Origin of the sequence: Nocardioides asiaticus, assembly GCF_040049175.1 — a bacterium.
GTDB classification, from domain to species: domain Bacteria; phylum Actinomycetota; class Actinomycetes; order Propionibacteriales; family Nocardioidaceae; genus Nocardioides; species Nocardioides cheoyonin.
This window is the reverse complement of sequence record NZ_JBDZDM010000004.1, coordinates 166,151-182,599: the sequence shown is the minus strand read 5'-3', so window position 1 is coordinate 182,599 and position 16,449 is coordinate 166,151. Positions and strand designations below refer to the sequence as shown.

The following is a 16,449-nucleotide window of genomic DNA, read 5'->3' as shown; positions in this document are numbered from 1 at the left end:
GCGCCCCGGCGTACTCCTCGAAACGAACCGAAAGAAGGACGACATGAACCGGAAGACCCGGGCCGCGGCCGCTGCCGCCGGCCTCCTGCTCGCCGCCTCCGCCGTCACCGCCTGCGGACGGACCAGCACCGGCGACGCCTCCGACGGCGGCCAGATCAAGATCATGGTCGGCGGGATCGACAAGGTGATCTACCTCCCCGCGATGCTCACCGAGCGCCTCGGCTACTTCGACGACCAGGGCCTCGACGTCAAGCTGATGACCGAGCCGTCGGGGGCGACCGCGGAGACCGAGCTCGTCGCCCACCAGGTCGAGGGCGTGGTCGGGTTCTACGACCACACCGTGACGCTGCAGGCGCAGGGCAAGTGCATCGAGAGCGTGGTCCAGCTCGCGAAGGTGCCGGGCGAGGTGGAGATGGTCTCCTCCGACGCCGCCGACTCGGTGCGCTCGCCGGCCGACTTCGCCGGCAAGAAGCTCGGCGTCACCTCGGCGGGCTCCTCCACCGACTACCTGACGCAGTACCTCGCCACAAAGAACGGCGTCGACACCGAGGACTACGCGACCGTGCAGGCGGGCGCCGGGTCGACGTTCCTCTCCTCGATGCAGAACGGCGGGATCGACGCCGGGATGACCACCGACCCCACGGTCGAGCAGGTCCTCCAGAAGGGCGCCGGCAAGATCCTCCTCGACATGCGCACCGTGAAGGGCACCCAGCAGGCGCTCGGCGGTCTCTACCCGGCGTCGTCGCTCTACATGGACTGCGACTACGTCGAGCACAACCCGAAGACCGTCCAGAAGATCGCCAACGCCTTCGTCAAGACGCTCGGCTGGATCGCCTCGCACTCGGCCGCCGACGTCGCCGCGAAGATGCCGGCCGACTACTCCGGCGGCGACATGGACCTCTACACGAAGTCCATCGCAGCCTCGAAGGGGATGTTCACCTCCGACGGCGTGATGCCGGACAGCGGGCCGAAGACGGTGCTCGACGTCCTCGGCACCTTCAGCGAGGACGTGAAGTCGCACAAGGACGACATCGATCTGTCCAAGACCTACACGACGAAGTTCGCCCAGGCGGCGAACGGCGCCTGACCGCAGCCGGCCACCCCGTCACCCCGGCGTGACGGGGTGCGCCGGACGCGGGATGATCAGCCGCGTGATGTACCGCGTCCTCCACACGATCCTGCCGCCCGTCCTCACCGGGATCTGGCGGCCCACGGTCACCGGGCGCGAGAACGTCCCGCGCGAGGGCGGCGTGATCCTCGCCAGCAACCACCTCAGCTTCGTCGACTCGGTGGTCATCCCGTGCACCAGCCCGCGGCCGGTGCACTTCCTCGCGAAGTCGGACTACTTCACGGGCACCGGGGTCAAGGGCTTCGCCCAGCGGCTGTGGTTCGAGGGCCTCGGGATGCTGCCCGTCGACCGGGACGACGCGCAGGCCGCGATCAAGTCGCTCGACACCGCGCTGGAGGTGCTGCGCCGGGGCGAGGCGTTCGGCATCTACCCCGAGGGCACCCGGTCGCGCGACGGCCGGCTCTACCGCGGTCGTACGGGGGTCGCCCATCTCGCGCTCACGGCCGGCGTGCCCGTCGTACCCGTCGGGCTGAAGGGCACCGAGAAGGTCCAGCCGGTCGGCAGCAACGGCTTCCGGCTGGCGCCGATCTCGGTGGAGTTCGGCGCCCCGATCCAGGTCGCCGGCCAGTACGACGGCGTACCTCTCGGGAAGGCCCGTCGCGTGCTGACCGACGAGATCATGGCGGCCATCCAGAAGCTCACCGGCCAGGAGGCCGCCCGGGTCTACAACGAGCGCTCCGCGCCGGCCTGACCCGCTGAACCAGCCGCGTCCCTTGCTCGTGAACCCTGCACAGGCGCACGATGGCAGAGCCCGACAAGGGCACGCCACGCACGACGAGGTGAGGCGACATGGGTACGACTGTCCTGCAGGAGGCCCTGCAGCAGAAGCACGACGAGCTCAACGAGCGGCTCAACGCGGCCCGCTCCACGATCGACCGGCGCGAGGCACATCGTGAGGCCTTCGGACGCCAGATCTCCCAACGCGGCTGTCCGCCGATCGACCTCTTCCTGTCCGGCACCAGCAAGCACCTGCACGCGGTCGACCAGGTGGTGCTGCCGTCGGTGCGGGTCAACTGCAAGTACGGCGGCTATCTCGTGCACGACTACCTCAGGCCTGCCCGCGAGCTCGAGGTCGTGCTGGCCCACGTGAAGGCCCACGAGTACGGCTCGACCTACGAGACCTCGTTCGACTGGGCCAAGGTCTGGGGCGACGTCGAGCGTGCCTTCGCCGGCCAGTGGGGCCAGGAGCGGAAGCTCGCCGACCGGCTCGGCAAGGAGCTGCCCGACGAGCTCCTCGAGAAGATCACGGCCGACCTGCGGGCCGCGGAGGAGCGGGCGCCGACGCGGCCGCACCCCTACCTCCCGCACACCGGCCACGCCGGCTCGTTCACCCGCCGGATCATGCGGGTCGCCGACTCGTTCTGGGACGCGGTCGAGGGCAGGTTCGTGCCCGAGCAGCGGCACAAGGAGCACAAGCGGCCGGGGCTGATCGGGCAGTACCTCATGGCCGACCCGCGCTTCGACGAGGAGACCGAGGCCGAGGCGGGGGCCGAGGAGGGCGAGGCGGCGCCGCGCTAACCTCCGCGCATGACCTCCCTCGCGGACGCGCTCGACCTGCAGCCCCATCCCGAGGGCGGGCTCTACCGCCAGACCTGGGTGTCGCCGGAGACGGTCACGCTTCCGGACGGCCGGGTCCGGCCGACCGCAACGCTGATCTACTTCCTGCTGCCCAAGGGCGCCTCGTCCGCCTGGCACCGGGTGGCCTCCGACGAGACCTGGCTGGCCCACACCGGCGTCGTACGTCTCCAGTACGGCGGCCCGGGCGACGTCCCGGCCGACGGCGACACCGTCCTCGTGGGGACCGATGTCGCCGCCGGCCAGGCGCCGCAGGCGGTCGTGCCAGCCGGTGTCTGGCAGCGGACGCTTCCGGGCGATGAGGAGGCCCTCGTCAGCTGCCTCGTCTCGCCGGGCTTCGACTTCGCCGACTTCGAGCTGGCCTGACTCGGAGGGTCAGCTGGCCGAGCGCCAGGGCAGCCGGTAGGCGCGGTAGCTGATCAGCCCGTCGGGGTAGGTCGCGTCGAAGACGACCCGGCCGGACCGGTCGGTCTCGGAGAGCTCCGGAAGCGACCCCCACCCGGTGAAGAGATGGCCGTTCGGGAGCAGCTGGGTGTTGCCCTGCGAGGACGCCAGGTCGCCGTTCGGCTGGTCGTCGGCGTCGACGAGGGTCGCCGTGTGACGCCGGGTGTCGAGCCGGACGGTCACCGCACGGCTGTAGGAGAGCTCGGAGGAGACGCCGGTGCCGGTGTTGCCGCTCCCGGCGGCCTCGTTGTCGAAGACGGTGTAGACCCCGTGCCCGTGCGACTCGGCGTCGTGCTGCCAGGCGAAGATCTTGCCGTCGTCGTTGAGCACCTGCCCGTCCGCCGCCTTCAGGGCGAAGCTGCTGTCCTTGCCCCCGAGCTTCCACAGGATCCGGCCGGTGTGGCGCTGGATCTTGTACGTCGTCCAGGTGTCACGGGCGTCGACCAGCAGGTTGCCGTCGGTGTCGAGCTTGACGGCGTTGACGTGGAACCAGTCCCACGGGGTGTCGGCGCTGGAGGGCAGCGGCTGCTCGCTCTCGGCGTACGGCACGTGGTCGGCGCTGTTCCACTCGAAGAGGACCTTGCCGGTGCGGATGTCGATCTCCTGGACGACGCCGTTGATCACGGCCTGGTTCGCGGGCCCGCCGATGTCGGTGAGGTCGGCGGTCGACCGCGTGTAGCTGAGGATCAGCGCCGTGTCCTGCGGGGTGATGAGGAACTCGTGGCCGTCCGCGGAGTAGCCGTTGCCCGCGTGGATCGCCGCGATCTTCCGGTAGTGGTCGTCGTAGATGTAGTCGGTGCCGGTCGCCAGGCCGCCGAGGCCCGTGCCCTGCCAGAAGGTCAGCACGGGCTTGCCGCGATAGGTCTGGGTCCGGAAGTCGGCGATCTGCTTCCCCTCCTCGGCCGGGTGGAACCAGACGACCTTCCCGCCGTCCGGACTGAGGATCTCGGCGCCGCTCGCATAGGTGTCGGAGTCGCCGTACGGCGCGACGAAGATGTCGCCGCCCCGATGCCCGTGCGCGCCCGAGAGGCGGTCGGTCGTGACGGTGAGCGGCGGTGCGTCGGAGGCCGTCTGCGAGGCCGGCTGCGGGGCGCCGGTCGAGGTCGGCCCGGTGGCCGTGGCGGCGCCGGGCACCGCCACGGCGAGGGCGGCGATGCCGGCGAGGACGCCGGTGGCCCCAATGGTGAAGCGCGTAGTGAAGCGCATGGAAGCTCCTTTGTTTCCGAGATATGTCTAGCAAGTCACTAGACATAGAGAATCTAGCGACCGGCCGACGCCGGCGCGAGGGACGTCGCCGTACGGCGGGTCGTCCCGGCCGGCTTGTCGGTGCGCCATGATGGAGTGGCGCCATGACCACGACGTACCGACTCGAGCAGCCGCACCCTGCCGCGGCCGTGCCCGTGCTCGACGAGCACCAGCGGCGCGTGGTCGACCATCCCGGCGGCCCGCTCCTCGTGCTGGCCGGGCCCGGCACGGGCAAGACGACGACGCTGGTCGAGGCGATCGTCGACCGCATCGACCACCGTGGGGTAGGCCCCGACCAGGTCCTCGCGCTGACGTTCTCGCGCAAGGCCGCCGAGCAGCTCCGCGACCGTGTGACGAGCCGGCTCGGCCGCACGATGTCGGGGTCGCTCGCCTCGACGTTCCACTCCTTCGCCTACGCGCTCGTGCGGCGCTACGCGCCGGCGGAGCTGTACGCCGCACCACTGCGGCTGCTGTCGGCCCCGGAGCAGGACGTCGTGCTCCAGGAGCTGCTCACCGACCACCCGGAGTCGGTGCGCTGGCCCGACGCGCTCAAGGCGGCGGTCGGCACCCGCGGCTTCGCGCGCGAGGTGCAGGCCGTGATCGCGCGGGCGCGCGAGCGCGGTCTGGACCCCGACCAGCTGACCGAGCTCGGCCGCATCGAGGGCGCCCCGGAGTTCGAGGCGGCCGGGATCTTCCTGGGGCAGTACCTCGACGTGCTCGGCAGCCAGTCGGCGATCGACTACCCCGACCTCATCGCCCGCGGCGTGATCGAGGCCGAGCGCCACCGCGACGAGCTCCGGGCGGCGTACTCCTGTGTCTTCGTGGACGAGTATCAGGACACCGACCCGAGCCAGGTCGCCCTGCTGCGGGCGATCGCCGGCGACGGGCGCGACCTGGTGGTCGTCGGCGACCCGGACCAGTCGATCTACGGCTTCCGCGGCGCCGACGTGCGCGGAATCCTCGACTTTCCGAGCGACTTCCCGACCCGCGACGGCCGGCCGGCACCGGTCGTGCCGCTCGGCCGGACCCGGCGCTTCGGGTCCCGCCTGCTGCGCGCGTCGCGGTCGATCGCCGCCGGGATCGCCGTGCGCGGGGCCATCCCCGCGGAGGCGTACGCCGTGTTCCGCGACCCCGAGCCGGTCACGACGGAGTTCGGTCCCGGCTCGGTCGACGTGCTCACCTTCGACACCGCCCGGGCCGAGACCGAGCACGTCGCCGACCTGCTGCGCCGCGCCCACCTCGAGGACGGCATCGCCTGGTCCGACATGGCCGTCCTCGTCCGCTCCGGGCGCACCTCGATCCCGACGCTGCGGCGCTCCCTGACCGCGGCGGGCGTGCCCGTCGAGGTGGCGAGCGACGAGACGCCCCTGGTGCGCGAGCCCGCCGTCGTCGTGCTGCTGTCCGCGCTGTCGCTGGTCGTCGACGCCGGGGTCGAGGATCCGACCGACGACCGCTACGTCGCGGCCGACCGGGTCGAGGAGCTCCTGGTCTCGCCGCTGGGCGGGCTCGACGCGACCGACGTGCGCGCGCTGGTCCGGGAGCTGCGGGCCCGCGAGCCGGAGGCGGCTCCCTCCGAGCTGCTCCGCCGGGCGGTGCTCGATGCCGGGCTGCTGCGCGGCGTCGACGGGACCGCGGCCGCCCGTGCCCGGCGGCTCGCCGACCTGGTCTCCCGGGCGCGCGTCCAGCTGCTCGACGGCGGCACCGCCGAGGAGGTGCTCTGGACGCTCTGGGACGGCACCGACTGGGGGCGCCGGCTGCGCGCCGGCACTGAGTCCGGCGGCCAGCAGGCCCGGCTCGCCCACCGCGACCTCGACGCGCTCTGCGCGCTGTTCGAGACCGCCGCGAAGGCCGAGGAGCAGCAGGAGTTCACCTCCGTCGCCTCGTTCCTGGCGACGCTGCAGGCCCAGGAGATCCCGGCCGACACGCTCGCCGACCGCGGCGTGCGCGGCGAGACCGTGAGGCTGATGACGGCCCACCGGTCCAAGGGGCTGGAGTGGCGCCTCGTCGTGGTCGCCCATGTGCAGGAGGGCGCCTGGCCGGACCTGCGGCGGCGTGACTCCCTGCTGGGCGCCGACCGGATCGCGCCTGTCACCCAGGGCGGACTGCTGCCGCCGCTGAGCCGGTCGGCGATGCTCGCCGAGGAGCGCCGGCTGTTCTACGTCGCCGCCACGCGGGCGCGGCAGCGGCTGGTCGTCACGGCGGTGAGGTCGCCGGACGACGACGGCGAGCAGCCCTCGCGCTTCCTGCTCGAGCTCGGCCTGCCCTCCGACCGCGTCCGCCACCGCATCGGCCGGCCGGCCCGTCCGCTCTCGATGGCGGGGCTGGTGGCCGACCTCCGGCGTACGCTCGCCGACCCGGCGCAGCCCGAGCCACTTCGCCAGGCGGCCGCCGCCCGGCTCCGGCTGCTCGCGACCACCGACATCCACGGCCGGCCGGTCGCGCCCGCCGCCGATCCGTCGACGTGGTGGGGGCTCCGGGCGCCCTCCCGGTCCCGCACGCCGGTGCGTCCCGACGACGAGCCGATCACGCTCTCCGCGTCCGCGCTCGAGGGGCTGCTGCGCTGCCCGGCGCAGTGGTTCCTCGGCCGGGAGGCGGGCGGTGCCGAGATCAGCACCGCCAGCCAGGGGTTCGGCAAGGTGGTGCACGCGATCGCCGAGCGGATCGCCCGGGGCGAGCTCGACGTCGACGACGTGGACGACCTGATGCCGCTGGTAGACGAGGTGTGGGGCAGGCTCGAGTTCCGGACCCCGTGGTCGGCCTCGCGGGAGCGGGAGGCGGTGCGCGAGGCGCTGGGGCGCTTCCTCGCCTGGCAGCGCAGGCCGGGCGCCCGCGCGGTGGTCGCGTTCGAGCAGCGGCTCCGTGCCGAGGTGACGCTGCCCAGCGGTGAGCGGGTGACGCTGCACGGCTACGCCGACCGGCTCGAGCTCGACGAGGACGGCCGCATGGTCGTGGTCGATCTGAAGACCGGGAAGTACCCACCGACGAAGGACGAGGTCCGCGAGCACGCCCAGCTCGGTCTCTACCAGCTCGCGGTCGACCACGGCGCCGCCGACGACCTCGTCGGGCGCAAGGTCTCCGCGGGCGGCGCGGAGCTGGTCCAGCTGCGCCACGGTGACGAGATGCCGAAGGTGCAGGCCCAGGAGCCCGGCGGCGACCTCGTCGTCGGCCAGCTCGAGGAGGCGGTCGCCGCGATCCGCTCCGAGACCTTCGTCGCGCGGCCGGGGAGCTACTGCGACCGGTGCGCGTTCCTCGCCGTCTGTCCCGCCAAGGCCTCCGGATCGGTGCTCTCGTGACCCAGACCGTCCCGTCCCCGATGACCGTCGACACCCCCGAGCAGCTCGCCGCGCTCATGGGGCACGACTGGCTCTACAGCGACGAGCAGTTCGCCGCGATCACGGCGCCGCTCGAGCCGGCCGTCGTCATCGCCGGCGCCGGCTCCGGCAAGACCGCCGTCATGGCGGCCCGCGTCGTCTGGCTGGTCGCGACCGGCCGGGTCCGGCCCTCGGAGGTCCTCGGCCTGACGTTCACGACCAAGGCCACCGCCGAGCTCCAGGGCCGCATCCGCGACAGCCTCCGAGCGGCGGGGCTGCTGCCCGAGCACACCGCTCGTCCGCTCGACGACGACGAGGAGGAGCCCGAGGAGCCGACGGTCGCGACCTACCACTCCTACGCCTCCTCGCTCCTCTCCGAGCACGGCCTGCGGATCGGCCACGAGCCCGACACCCGGCTGATCGCGGCCGCCAGCCGCTATCAGCTGGCGGCTCGCGCCGTGCAGCGCCACACCGCGCCGGTCGTCGCGCTGACCGACGCTCCCAGCCTCGCGGTGCAGTACCTCCTCGCCCTCGACGGCGAGCTGAGCGAGCACCTCGTCGAGCCGGCCCGGCTGCGCGCCTACGACCGCGACGAGCGGGCGCTCTTCGAGGTCGAGCTCGCCGAGCTGCGACACCAGCTCGCCGACGGCAAGCGCGTGAAGGGTCGCGTCGACAAGCTGCAGGACGCCGTCGACGCGACGGTCAAGCGGGCCGAGCTGCTCGACCTCGTCGAGGGCTACCGCCGGCTCAAGGCCCACCTCGGCCTGATGGACTTCTCCGACCAGATCGCTCTGGCCGCCCGCCTGGCGCAGGAGTGCCCGGAGGTCGGCGGGATCGAACGTGGGAAGTTCAAGGTGGTGCTCCTCGACGAGTATCAGGACACCTCGGTCGCCCAGGCCCAGATGCTCTCCCGGCTCTTCGGCGATGGCCACCCGGTCACCGCGGTCGGCGACCCCAACCAGGCCATCTACGGCTGGCGGGGGGCCTCGGTCAGCAACATCCTCGAGTTCGGACGCGACTTCCCGACCAGCGCGGGTCGTACGCCGTCGTACTCCCTCACGGTCAACCGACGCTCCGACGAGCGCATCCTCGCGGTCGCCAACCACCTCGCGGCCGACCTCTACGAGGGCCGGGAGGAGGAGCGGCTCCGCCCCACGGAGGGCGCTGCGCCCGGCGAGGTCCGGGCGATCGTCCACGAGACCTACGACGACGAGCTGGCCTGGCTCGCCGACAAGGTGATCGCCGCCCACGGCGAGGCCGCGTGGAAGGACATCGGGGTGCTCACCCGCGACAACACCCAGGCCGCCGCGGTGTTCGACGCGCTGACCGACCGGGAGATCCCGGTCGAGATCGTCGGGCTGAAGGGGCTGCTGCGGCTGCCCGAGGTCGCGGAGGTGGTCGCGACGCTCCAGCTCGTCCAGGACGTCACCGCCAACGCCGCGCTCCTCACCGTCCTCTCCGGGCCGCGCTGGGCGATCGGGCCGCGCGACCTCGCGCTCCTCGGCCGGCGCAGCCGCGAGCTCGCGGGGGTGCAGGGCGGCGGCCAGGAGTTCGGCGACATCGAGGAGCAGCTCGAGGCAGCCGTGGCGGGCGCCGACGCGACCGACCTGCCGTCGCTCTGCGACGCGCTCGACGACCCGGGCGACCTCGACTACTCGCCCGAGGCGCGCGAGCGGTTCGGGCTGCTCGCCGGGGAGCTGCGCTCGCTGCGCCGCGCGGTGGGGGAGCCGATCCTCGACCTCGTCCGGCGGATCGTGGACGTCACCGGGATCGACGTCGAGCTCGCCTCCTCGGTCAGCCCGGCGGCCGCGGCGCGGCGCGACAACCTCGACCTCTTCCTGCAGGCGGTCGCGGAGTTCCAGGCGATCGACGGCCAGGTCACCCTCGCGGCGCTGCTGGCCTGGCTGGAGGCCGAGGACGAGTTCGGCCAGGGCCTCGACGTCGCCACCCCGAGCGAGGCCGACTCCGTCAAGCTGCTGACCGTCCACCGCTCCAAGGGGCTGGAGTGGGACGTCGTCTTCGTCGTCGGCGTCGTCCACAACAAGTTCCCGACCAACCAGGGTCGGTCGACCTGGCTCAAGTCCCCCCACGTGATGCCCGCCGCGCTGCGGGGCGACGCGCGGGACCTGCCGCAGCTCGAGGGCCACGACTACGACTCGATCCTCGACCTCGCCGCCCGTCGCAAGGAGCACGACCAGCTCGAGGAACTCCGGCTCGCCTACGTCGCCTGGACCCGGGCCCGCCACCGGCTGCTCGTCTCCTGCTGGCGGTGGGCGCCCCATCTCAAGGGCGGGCTCGGCCCGTCGCGCTACCTCGAGCGCACCAAGGAGGCGATGGCCGCCTGGGGCGGCCGGCCCGACCGGTGGGCGGGCATCGTCGACAAGACCACCGAGACCAACCCGTACGCCGAGCGTGTCGTCGACCTGCCGTGGCCGATCGACCACCGCACGGCCGAGGTGGAGCGCCGCGTCGAGGCAGCCCGCCGAGTGGCCGAGACGACGGCCGATCCCGTCATCGAGGACGTCATGCTGCTCGACCGGGTGCAGCAGTGGGACGAGGAGATTGCCCGGCTACTCGAAGAGGCGGCCCTCGAGCAGGCGCCCGAGATCGCCGTACCTCTGCCGACCTCGCTGTCGGCCACCGCGATGGCGAGGCTGCGCGACGACCCGGAGGAGTTCGCCCGCGACCTGGCGCGGCCGATGCCGCGGCCGCCGTCCTCGGCGGCGCGCTTCGGGACCCGCTTCCACGCCTGGGTCGAGGCGAGGTTCGGCCAGCAGGACCTCTTCGACCCCGACGAGCTACCGGGCCGCGCCGACGCCGGCGTCGACGACGAGTCCGACCTGCAGGAGGTCATCAAGGCGTTCGAGCACGGTCCCTTCGCCCACCGTCCCCCGCACCGGGTCGAGGCTCCGTTCGCGCTCGTCCTCGCCGGCCAGGTCGTGCGCGGCCGGATCGACGCGGTCTATGCCGAGCCCGACGGCGGCTACCTCGTCGTCGACTGGAAGACCAACGCGCGCGCCACCGCCGACCCGCTGCAGCTGGCGATCTACCGGGTCGCCTGGGCCGAGGTGGCCGGCGTACCCCTCGAGCGCGTGAGGGCGGCGTTCTTCTACGTCCGCACGGGCGAGACCGTCGAGCCGGAGGATCTGCCCGGGCGCGCGGAGCTGGAGCGGCTGGTCAGCCCTTCCGGATGACCGTGACGGTCGGCGGGGTCGCCAGCGACTGCCCGACGACGCAGTAGCGCTCGATCGCGGTGGCCAGCCGCGCTAGGGCGGCGTCGTCGGCGTCGGTGTCCAGCGTGAAGGTGAGGCGTACGCCGGTCACCCCCACGGGCGCCTCGCGCGAGACCCCGAGCGTGCCGCGGGCGTCGAAGAGGCCGTCGGCGGCCAGCTCGGCCGACCTGATCTCCACGCCCATCGAGGTGGCGACCGCCCGCAGGGTGACGCCGGCGCAGGCCAGCAGCGCCTCCATCAGCAGGTCGCCCGAGCAGGCGTCCGAGCCGTCGCCGCCGGTGGCCCGGTGCAGCCCGGCGCGCACCGGCCCGGCGAACCCGTCGACCGTCGCCGTGACACCGCCGTCGCGGTAGTCGCCGCGTGCGGAGACCGGCGTCAGCGCCGCCGACGGGTCCTCCCGGTAGCGCGCCTTCAGCGGCGCCTGTGCGTCTCGCAGGGTGCTGGCGTCCATCCGCTCAGCATGGCGCGACGCGGCCGGGCGCACCAGGGTCAGGCGGACGCCTCGTCGCCGACCTCGTCGGCGTCGTCGGCGCCGCCCAGGTCCACGGACGCCGCGTTGACCGAGGGCGCCGGGTGCCCGGCCAGCCAGGCGGCGACGCCGCGCGCGGCTGCCCGGCCGGCCCGGTTGGCGCCGATGGTGGAGGCCGACGGCCCGTAGCCGACCAGCTGCACCCGCGGGTCGACGACGACGGTGGTGCCGTGCCGGTCGAGCTGGATGCCGCCGGCCGGGCCGCGCAGGCGCAGGGGAGCGAGGTGCCCGATCGCCGGCCGGAAGCCGGTCGCCCACAGGATCACGTCGACCGGATCGAAGCGGCCGTCGGGCCAGCGCACGCCGTCGGGCTCGATCGAGGCGAACATCGGCAGCCGTCGGTCGTACACCCCGAGCCGGCGCGCCGCCTCCTCCTGCGGCCGCAGCATCAGCCCGGTGACGGAGACGACCGACTGCGGCGGGAGCCCGCGGCGTACGCGGTCCTCGACCAGGGCCACCGCTGCGGAGCCGGCCTCCGGACTGAACTCCGTCGTACGCCAGACCGGCGGCCGCCGGGTCACCCAGAGCACGTCGGTGACCAGCGCGATCTCGCCGAGCAGCTGGACCGCCGAGGCACCGGCGCCGACGACGACGGTGCGCCTCCCGCGGAAGTGCTCGGGGCCCGGGTAGTCGTGGGTGTGCAGCTGCTCCCCACGGAACGACCCGATGCCGGGGTAGTAGGGCACGTAGGGGTGCGACCAGGTGCCGGTCGCGTTGACGAGCGTCCGCGAGACCCAGTTGCGGTCGCCGGCGTACGTCACCAGCAGGCCGTCGCGCCGGGGCTCCCCGTCGCTCGGGCCCGTCGACTCCACCCGGTCGACCGCGACCGGCCGGACCACGGGCAGGTCGTGGAGCCGCTCGTACGCCGTGAAGTACGCCGGCACGGCGAGGTTCGCCCGCTCGTCGCTGAGCGGGAGCCGCTCGGCTCCGGGCAGCTCGGCGATCCCGTGGACGTCGTGCATCGTCAGCGAGTCCCAACGGTGCTGCCAGGCGCCGCCTGGGGACCTGTCGGCGTCGAGGACGACGTGGTCGATCCCGCGGCGGGTGAGGTGGTAGGAGGCGGAGAGCCCGGCCTGTCCGGCGCCGATCACCAGCGAGTCGAGAACCTCCACGCACCGCTCAACGCAGGTGCCGGGCTCTTTTATTGCAGGCCCTTGACGGGCGCCGATCCTCTGCTCACTATTGTCCTATGACATTAGATAAACAGAACGGATCGGTGGACGGCGCCGGCAGCGCGACCGGTTCCCCTATCGCGTTCCGGCTCGACCCGGCGTCGGGCGTGCCGACCTATCTGCAGCTCGTCCAGCAGGTCGAGCACGCTCTCCGGCTCGGATACCTCGCCCCGGGCGACCAGCTGCCCAAGGTGCGCGACGTGGTTGCCTCGCTGGCGATCAACCCCAACACCGTCCTGAAGGCCTACCGCGACCTCGAGGCGAAGGGGCTCGCAGGCGGACGACCCGGGGTCGGCACCTTCGTCGAGGCGACGCTGAGCCAGGTCGCGCTGCCCGAGCTCGCCGAGCTGCGCCGGACGCTGCTCGGCTGGCTGGCCGAGGCCGACAAGGCCGGTCTCGACGAGGACGACGTGGTCGCCCTCGTCACCAACACACTGCGGGATTTTCATGAGGCGCGGCGGGCACCTAGCGAGGCGGAGGGCGTCGCATGAACGTCATCGAGGCACGCGAGCTCGGCCGGAGGTACGGCGCCACGTGGGCGCTGAGCGGGTGCACCCTCGATGTCCCGGCCGGCCGGCTCTCCGCGCTCGTCGGTCCCAACGGCGCGGGCAAGACCACGCTGCTCAACCTCTGCGTCGGCCTGACCCGGCCCACGACCGGCTCGGTCGCCGTGCTTGACGGACTGCCGGCCGGCTCCGCCGCGGCACTGGAGGAGATCGCGTACGTCGCCCAGGACACTCCGGTCTACGCCCACCTCTCTGTTGCCGACATGCTCCACCTCACCCGCAACCTCAACCGCCGCTTCGACCAGGCGTATGCCCGCGGCCGGCTCGACGAGCTCGGCATCGAGCTCGGGCATCGTGCCGGTGCGCTCTCCGGCGGCCAGCGGGCCCAGCTCGCCCTGACCCTCGCGCTGGCGCGACGACCGCGAATGCTCGTGCTCGACGAGCCGACGGCGATGCTCGACCCGCTCGCGCGCCACGACTTCATGGCGGCCGTGGTGGCGGCGATGGCCGACGACGGGCTCTCGGTCGTGCTGTCCTCCCACGTGCTCGCCGAGGTGGAGCGCGTTGCCGATCACCTCGTCCTGCTCGCCGGCGGCAGCGTCCAGCTGGCCGGGGAGGTCGACGACCTGCTCGCCTGCCATCACCTGCTCAGCGGCCCGGCCGCGCAGGCGGCGGAGGTCGCGCAGCGGCTCGACGTCGTGCACCTGACTCGGGGGACCACGCAGGCGCACCTCCTGGTCCGGGCCGACCTGGCGCGTGAGCCGATCGCGGCGGGCTGGGAGGCGAGGCCCGTCGGCCTGGAGGAGCTCGCCCTCGCCTACCTCCGCGAATCGGGTGCCTCGGCCGGCGCTCTCCCGGCGAACCAGCACTTGGAGGTGACCCGATGACCGCGACGCTCATGCCCGGTCTCGGCTCGGCCGCGCTGCGTCCGGTCGGATGGCAGCGCCTGCTCTGGGTCGCCTGGCGCCGCCATCGGTCGGCCGTTGCGGCCGTCGTCGCCCTGCTCGCCGGCATCACCGTCTATGTCGTCATCGTCGGCCTCCGGACCCGGGACGCCTACGACGCCGCGCAGTCGTGCCACCCCGCGAGCTCGGCCGCATGCACGTTCGGGATGCAGGAGTTCCAGCAGGCCAACGCCCACCACGTGCTCGCCACGCTGCTCATGTTCGTTCCCGGTCTCATCGGGACCTTCTGCGGTGCGCCGATCCTGGCGAGGGAGCTCGAGGCGGGGACGTTCCGCTACGCCTGGACCCAGGGTGTCGGCCGGGTGCGCTGGACGGTCGCGATGCTGGTCCCACCCGCGGTGGTGCTGGTCGCCCTCGGCTGGGCCTTCAGCGTCCTCGTCGGCTGGACGTATCAGCCGCTCTTCGACAGTGCCGGCGCGTCCCGGCTCGACCCGCCGATGTTCGTCCTGCTCGGCGTCGCGTTCGCGGCCTGGACCCTGCTCGCCTTCGCTCTCGGTGCGCTGGCCGGGATCCTGCTGCGTCGGGTCGTCCCTGCGGTGGTCGCCGCGCTCGCGGTCTGGGCCGGGCTGATGGCACTCACCGCGACCAAGCTCCGCCCGCACTACGAGGCGCCGGTCGTCACCAGCAGCATGACCGGCGACCTGCGGGACTGGACACTGAGCCAGCACTGGGCGAAGGGCGGCTCGCCGGTCGGCGACGCCGAGCTCAACCGGGTCCTCTCGGCGATCGGGGTCCACGTGACCAACGGCGGGTACGCCGCACACGTCGAAGCCGGCCAGAAACCACCCCAGGACCCGGTGACCTACCTCCTGCAGCACGGCTACCGGCAGCTGACGACGTACCAGCCGCACGAGCGGTTCTGGACGTTCCAGTGGATCGAGGGCGGTTGGCTGCTGCTGCTCGCCGTCGTCCTGCTGGGTCTCACGGTGTGGTTCGTACGTCGCCGCGCAGCGTGAGTGCCGAGGCGAGCAGCGCCGTGAGCACGAGGAGTCCGGCGACGACCCACATCCCGCGGTCGAGGCCGCGCGCGAAGCCGGCGGCGTCGGTGGATCCCACGACCACGCCGATGGCGGCGACGCCGAGGGTCGACCCGAGCTGCCGGAAGGTGTTGTAGACCGCTGACGCGGAGCCGCTGTCCGCCGCGGGGACGCTCGAGACGGCGGCGGTGCTCGTGGGCGAGCTGACCAGTCCGGAGCCGACGCCGACCACGGCGAGCCGCCACTCGAGGTCGAGCAGCGGTGCGTGGGCGGGCAGCAACGCCAGCGCGACGCAGCCGAGGGCGGCGACGACCAGGCCGGCGACCATGACCGGCGCCGTGCCGTACGAGCCGCTCAGCCGGCCGGCCACCGGCCCGAGCGCCGCGACGAGCAGTGTGAGCGGGAGGAACGCGAGCCCGGCGACGAGCGGCTCGTAGCCGCGGGTGTCCTGCAGGTCGAGGCTGAAGAAGTAGAGCACCGCGAAGAAGGCGATGAAGTAGACCAGCCCGGTCAGGTTGGCGGCGACGAACCGGGGCGAGCGCCACAGCCGCAGCGGCATCAGCGGGCTCCGGCCGGCGCGTCCCCGGTGCCACTGCGACGCCAGGAACGCGACGAGCGCGACCGCGAAGAGGGCCAGCGCGCCGAGGATGAGCCCCGAGCCCCAGCCCCGCTCGGAGGACTCGATGAGGGCGAAGACCAGCGCCGTCAGCGTCACCACCGAGAGCGCGGCCCCGACGGCGTCGATCGGCGGCGGCTGCGCCGGCCGTCCGTGCCGGGCGTGCGGCACGGCGCTCCAGCCCAGGACGAGCGTGAGGAGCGCGAGCACCATGCTGACCCCGAAGCCCACCCGCCAGGACGTGACGGCGACGAAGATCCCGCCGAGCACCGGCCCCGCGGCGAGGCCGAGGGAGGCGCCGCCGGCCCAGATGCCGACGGCGCGGGCGCGGGCGGCCGGCTGGGCGTACTCGTGCACCAGGATCGTCAGCGTCTGCGGCAGCATCACCGCCGCGCCGACGGCCTGGACGACGCGGCCGGCGAGCAGGAAGGGGTACGCCGGCGCGACCGCGCACAGCAGGCAGCCCGCCGCGAAGAGGGCGATCCCGGAGAGGAAGGCCGTCCGCCGCCCGACCCGGCTGCCGATCGCGCCGCCGGGCAGCAGCAGCGCGGCGTAGCACAGGGTGTAGAGCGACGAGATCCACTGCAGCTGGCTGGACGAGGAGCCGAACGAGGAGCCGACCGCGGGGATCATGACGTTGACGATCGTGGAGTTGAACATCGACAGCGTGAGGCCGAGCGTCGTCGCCGTCAGGACGGCCGCCCGGCCGGTCGCGCTCGTGCCTGCCTCCGGTGCCGTCGTCACCGC

General features: G+C 73.1%; 13 protein-coding genes. 9 read left to right on the top strand and 4 right to left on the bottom strand.

Annotated elements, in window-relative coordinates:
* Window positions 1–43: 43 nt before the first annotated feature.
* From ABLE53_RS15875 to ABLE53_RS15860, 4 genes are all read left to right on the top strand, one after another.
* A complete protein-coding gene (locus ABLE53_RS15875; protein WP_348859989.1) occupies window positions 44–1,087 on the top strand; it encodes an ABC transporter substrate-binding protein in 1,044 nt (347 codons plus the stop codon).
* 67 nt (window positions 1,088–1,154) lie between these two features.
* The gene (locus ABLE53_RS15870; protein ID WP_348860384.1) at window positions 1,155–1,820 is read left to right on the top strand and encodes a lysophospholipid acyltransferase family protein; all 666 of its coding nucleotides are present in this window, start codon (window positions 1,155–1,157) and stop codon (window positions 1,818–1,820) included.
* Window positions 1,821–1,918: 98 nt separating this feature from the next.
* Window positions 1,919–2,647, top strand: coding sequence for a hypothetical protein (locus tag ABLE53_RS15865; protein WP_348859988.1), 729 nt, complete (start codon window positions 1,919–1,921; stop codon window positions 2,645–2,647).
* Between the two features lie 9 nt (window positions 2,648–2,656).
* Window positions 2,657–3,070: a cupin domain-containing protein gene (locus tag ABLE53_RS15860; RefSeq protein WP_348859987.1), complete on the top strand. Its 414-nt coding sequence runs from the start codon at window positions 2,657–2,659 to the stop codon at window positions 3,068–3,070.
* Window positions 3,071–3,079: 9 nt separating this feature from the next.
* Here the strand turns inward: ABLE53_RS15860 and ABLE53_RS15855 are convergent, their stop codons facing one another.
* Window positions 3,080–4,354 carry an arylsulfotransferase family protein gene (locus tag ABLE53_RS15855; RefSeq protein WP_348859986.1) on the bottom strand — a complete coding sequence of 425 codons (1,275 nt, stop codon included), beginning with the start codon at window positions 4,352–4,354 and terminating at the stop codon, window positions 3,080–3,082.
* Window positions 4,355–4,497: 143 nt separating this feature from the next.
* On the opposite strand from ABLE53_RS15855, the gene ABLE53_RS15850 reads away from it, so the two are divergent.
* Window positions 4,498–7,686 carry an ATP-dependent helicase gene (locus tag ABLE53_RS15850; RefSeq protein WP_348859985.1) on the top strand — a complete coding sequence of 1,063 codons (3,189 nt, stop codon included), beginning with the start codon at window positions 4,498–4,500 and terminating at the stop codon, window positions 7,684–7,686.
* A 20-nt stretch (window positions 7,687–7,706) separates the two neighbouring features.
* Window positions 7,707–10,898 (top strand): ATP-dependent helicase, encoded by a 3,192-nt coding sequence (locus ABLE53_RS15845; RefSeq protein ID WP_425474889.1) that lies wholly within the window; start codon window positions 7,707–7,709, stop codon window positions 10,896–10,898.
* On the opposite strand, the gene ABLE53_RS15840 is transcribed toward ABLE53_RS15845, so the two are convergent.
* Both ABLE53_RS15840 and ABLE53_RS15835 read right to left on the bottom strand, forming a co-directional pair.
* A complete protein-coding gene (locus ABLE53_RS15840) occupies window positions 10,882–11,388 on the bottom strand; it encodes an OsmC family protein (protein ID WP_348859982.1) in 507 nt (168 codons plus the stop codon). The two genes, ABLE53_RS15845 and ABLE53_RS15840, sit on opposite strands and share 17 nt — an antisense overlap.
* Window positions 11,389–11,426: 38 nt before the next feature.
* A complete protein-coding gene (locus ABLE53_RS15835) occupies window positions 11,427–12,578 on the bottom strand; it encodes an FAD-dependent oxidoreductase (protein ID WP_348859981.1) in 1,152 nt (383 codons plus the stop codon).
* Window positions 12,579–12,655: 77 nt separating this feature from the next.
* Between ABLE53_RS15835 and ABLE53_RS15830 the strand changes: the two genes are divergently transcribed.
* The 3 genes from ABLE53_RS15830 to ABLE53_RS15820 are packed head-to-tail and all read left to right on the top strand — an operon-like array spanning window position 12,656 to window position 15,065.
* Entirely contained in the window at window positions 12,656–13,129 is a 474-nt protein-coding gene (locus ABLE53_RS15830) for a GntR family transcriptional regulator (RefSeq protein WP_348859980.1), read from the top strand.
* Entirely contained in the window at window positions 13,126–14,031 is a 906-nt protein-coding gene (locus tag ABLE53_RS15825; protein ID WP_348859979.1) for an ATP-binding cassette domain-containing protein, read from the top strand. The genes ABLE53_RS15830 and ABLE53_RS15825 overlap by 4 nt, the downstream gene beginning before the upstream one ends.
* Window positions 14,028–15,065, top strand: a complete 1,038-nt coding sequence (locus ABLE53_RS15820) for a hypothetical protein (protein WP_348859978.1) — start codon at window positions 14,028–14,030, stop codon at window positions 15,063–15,065. The genes ABLE53_RS15825 and ABLE53_RS15820 overlap by 4 nt, the downstream gene beginning before the upstream one ends.
* Here ABLE53_RS15820 and ABLE53_RS15815 read toward each other — a convergent pair.
* Window positions 15,031–16,446 (bottom strand): MFS transporter, encoded by a 1,416-nt coding sequence (locus ABLE53_RS15815; RefSeq protein WP_348859977.1) that lies wholly within the window; start codon window positions 16,444–16,446, stop codon window positions 15,031–15,033. The two genes, ABLE53_RS15820 and ABLE53_RS15815, sit on opposite strands and share 35 nt — an antisense overlap.
* Window positions 16,447–16,449: the final 3 nt, after the last annotated feature.

Excerpts from the sequence above, each read along its gene's own strand:
- ABLE53_RS15875 (WP_348859989.1), top strand. The coding sequence starts at position 44 with ATGAACCGGAAGACCCGGGCCGCGGCCGCTGCCGCCGGCCTCCTGCTC.
- ABLE53_RS15870 (WP_348860384.1), top strand. The coding sequence starts at position 1,155 with ATGTACCGCGTCCTCCACACGATCCTGCCGCCCGTCCTCACCGGGATC.
- ABLE53_RS15865 (WP_348859988.1), top strand. The coding sequence starts at position 1,919 with ATGGGTACGACTGTCCTGCAGGAGGCCCTGCAGCAGAAGCACGACGAG.
- ABLE53_RS15860 (WP_348859987.1), top strand. The coding sequence starts at position 2,657 with ATGACCTCCCTCGCGGACGCGCTCGACCTGCAGCCCCATCCCGAGGGC.
- ABLE53_RS15855 (WP_348859986.1), bottom strand. The coding sequence starts at position 4,354 with ATGCGCTTCACTACGCGCTTCACCATTGGGGCCACCGGCGTCCTCGCC.
- ABLE53_RS15850 (WP_348859985.1), top strand. The coding sequence starts at position 4,498 with ATGACCACGACGTACCGACTCGAGCAGCCGCACCCTGCCGCGGCCGTG.
- ABLE53_RS15845 (WP_425474889.1), top strand. The coding sequence starts at position 7,707 with ATGACCGTCGACACCCCCGAGCAGCTCGCCGCGCTCATGGGGCACGAC.
- ABLE53_RS15840 (WP_348859982.1), bottom strand. The coding sequence starts at position 11,388 with ATGGACGCCAGCACCCTGCGAGACGCACAGGCGCCGCTGAAGGCGCGC.
- ABLE53_RS15830 (WP_348859980.1), top strand. The coding sequence starts at position 12,656 with ATGACATTAGATAAACAGAACGGATCGGTGGACGGCGCCGGCAGCGCG.
- ABLE53_RS15825 (WP_348859979.1), top strand. The coding sequence starts at position 13,126 with ATGAACGTCATCGAGGCACGCGAGCTCGGCCGGAGGTACGGCGCCACG.
- ABLE53_RS15820 (WP_348859978.1), top strand. The coding sequence starts at position 14,028 with ATGACCGCGACGCTCATGCCCGGTCTCGGCTCGGCCGCGCTGCGTCCG.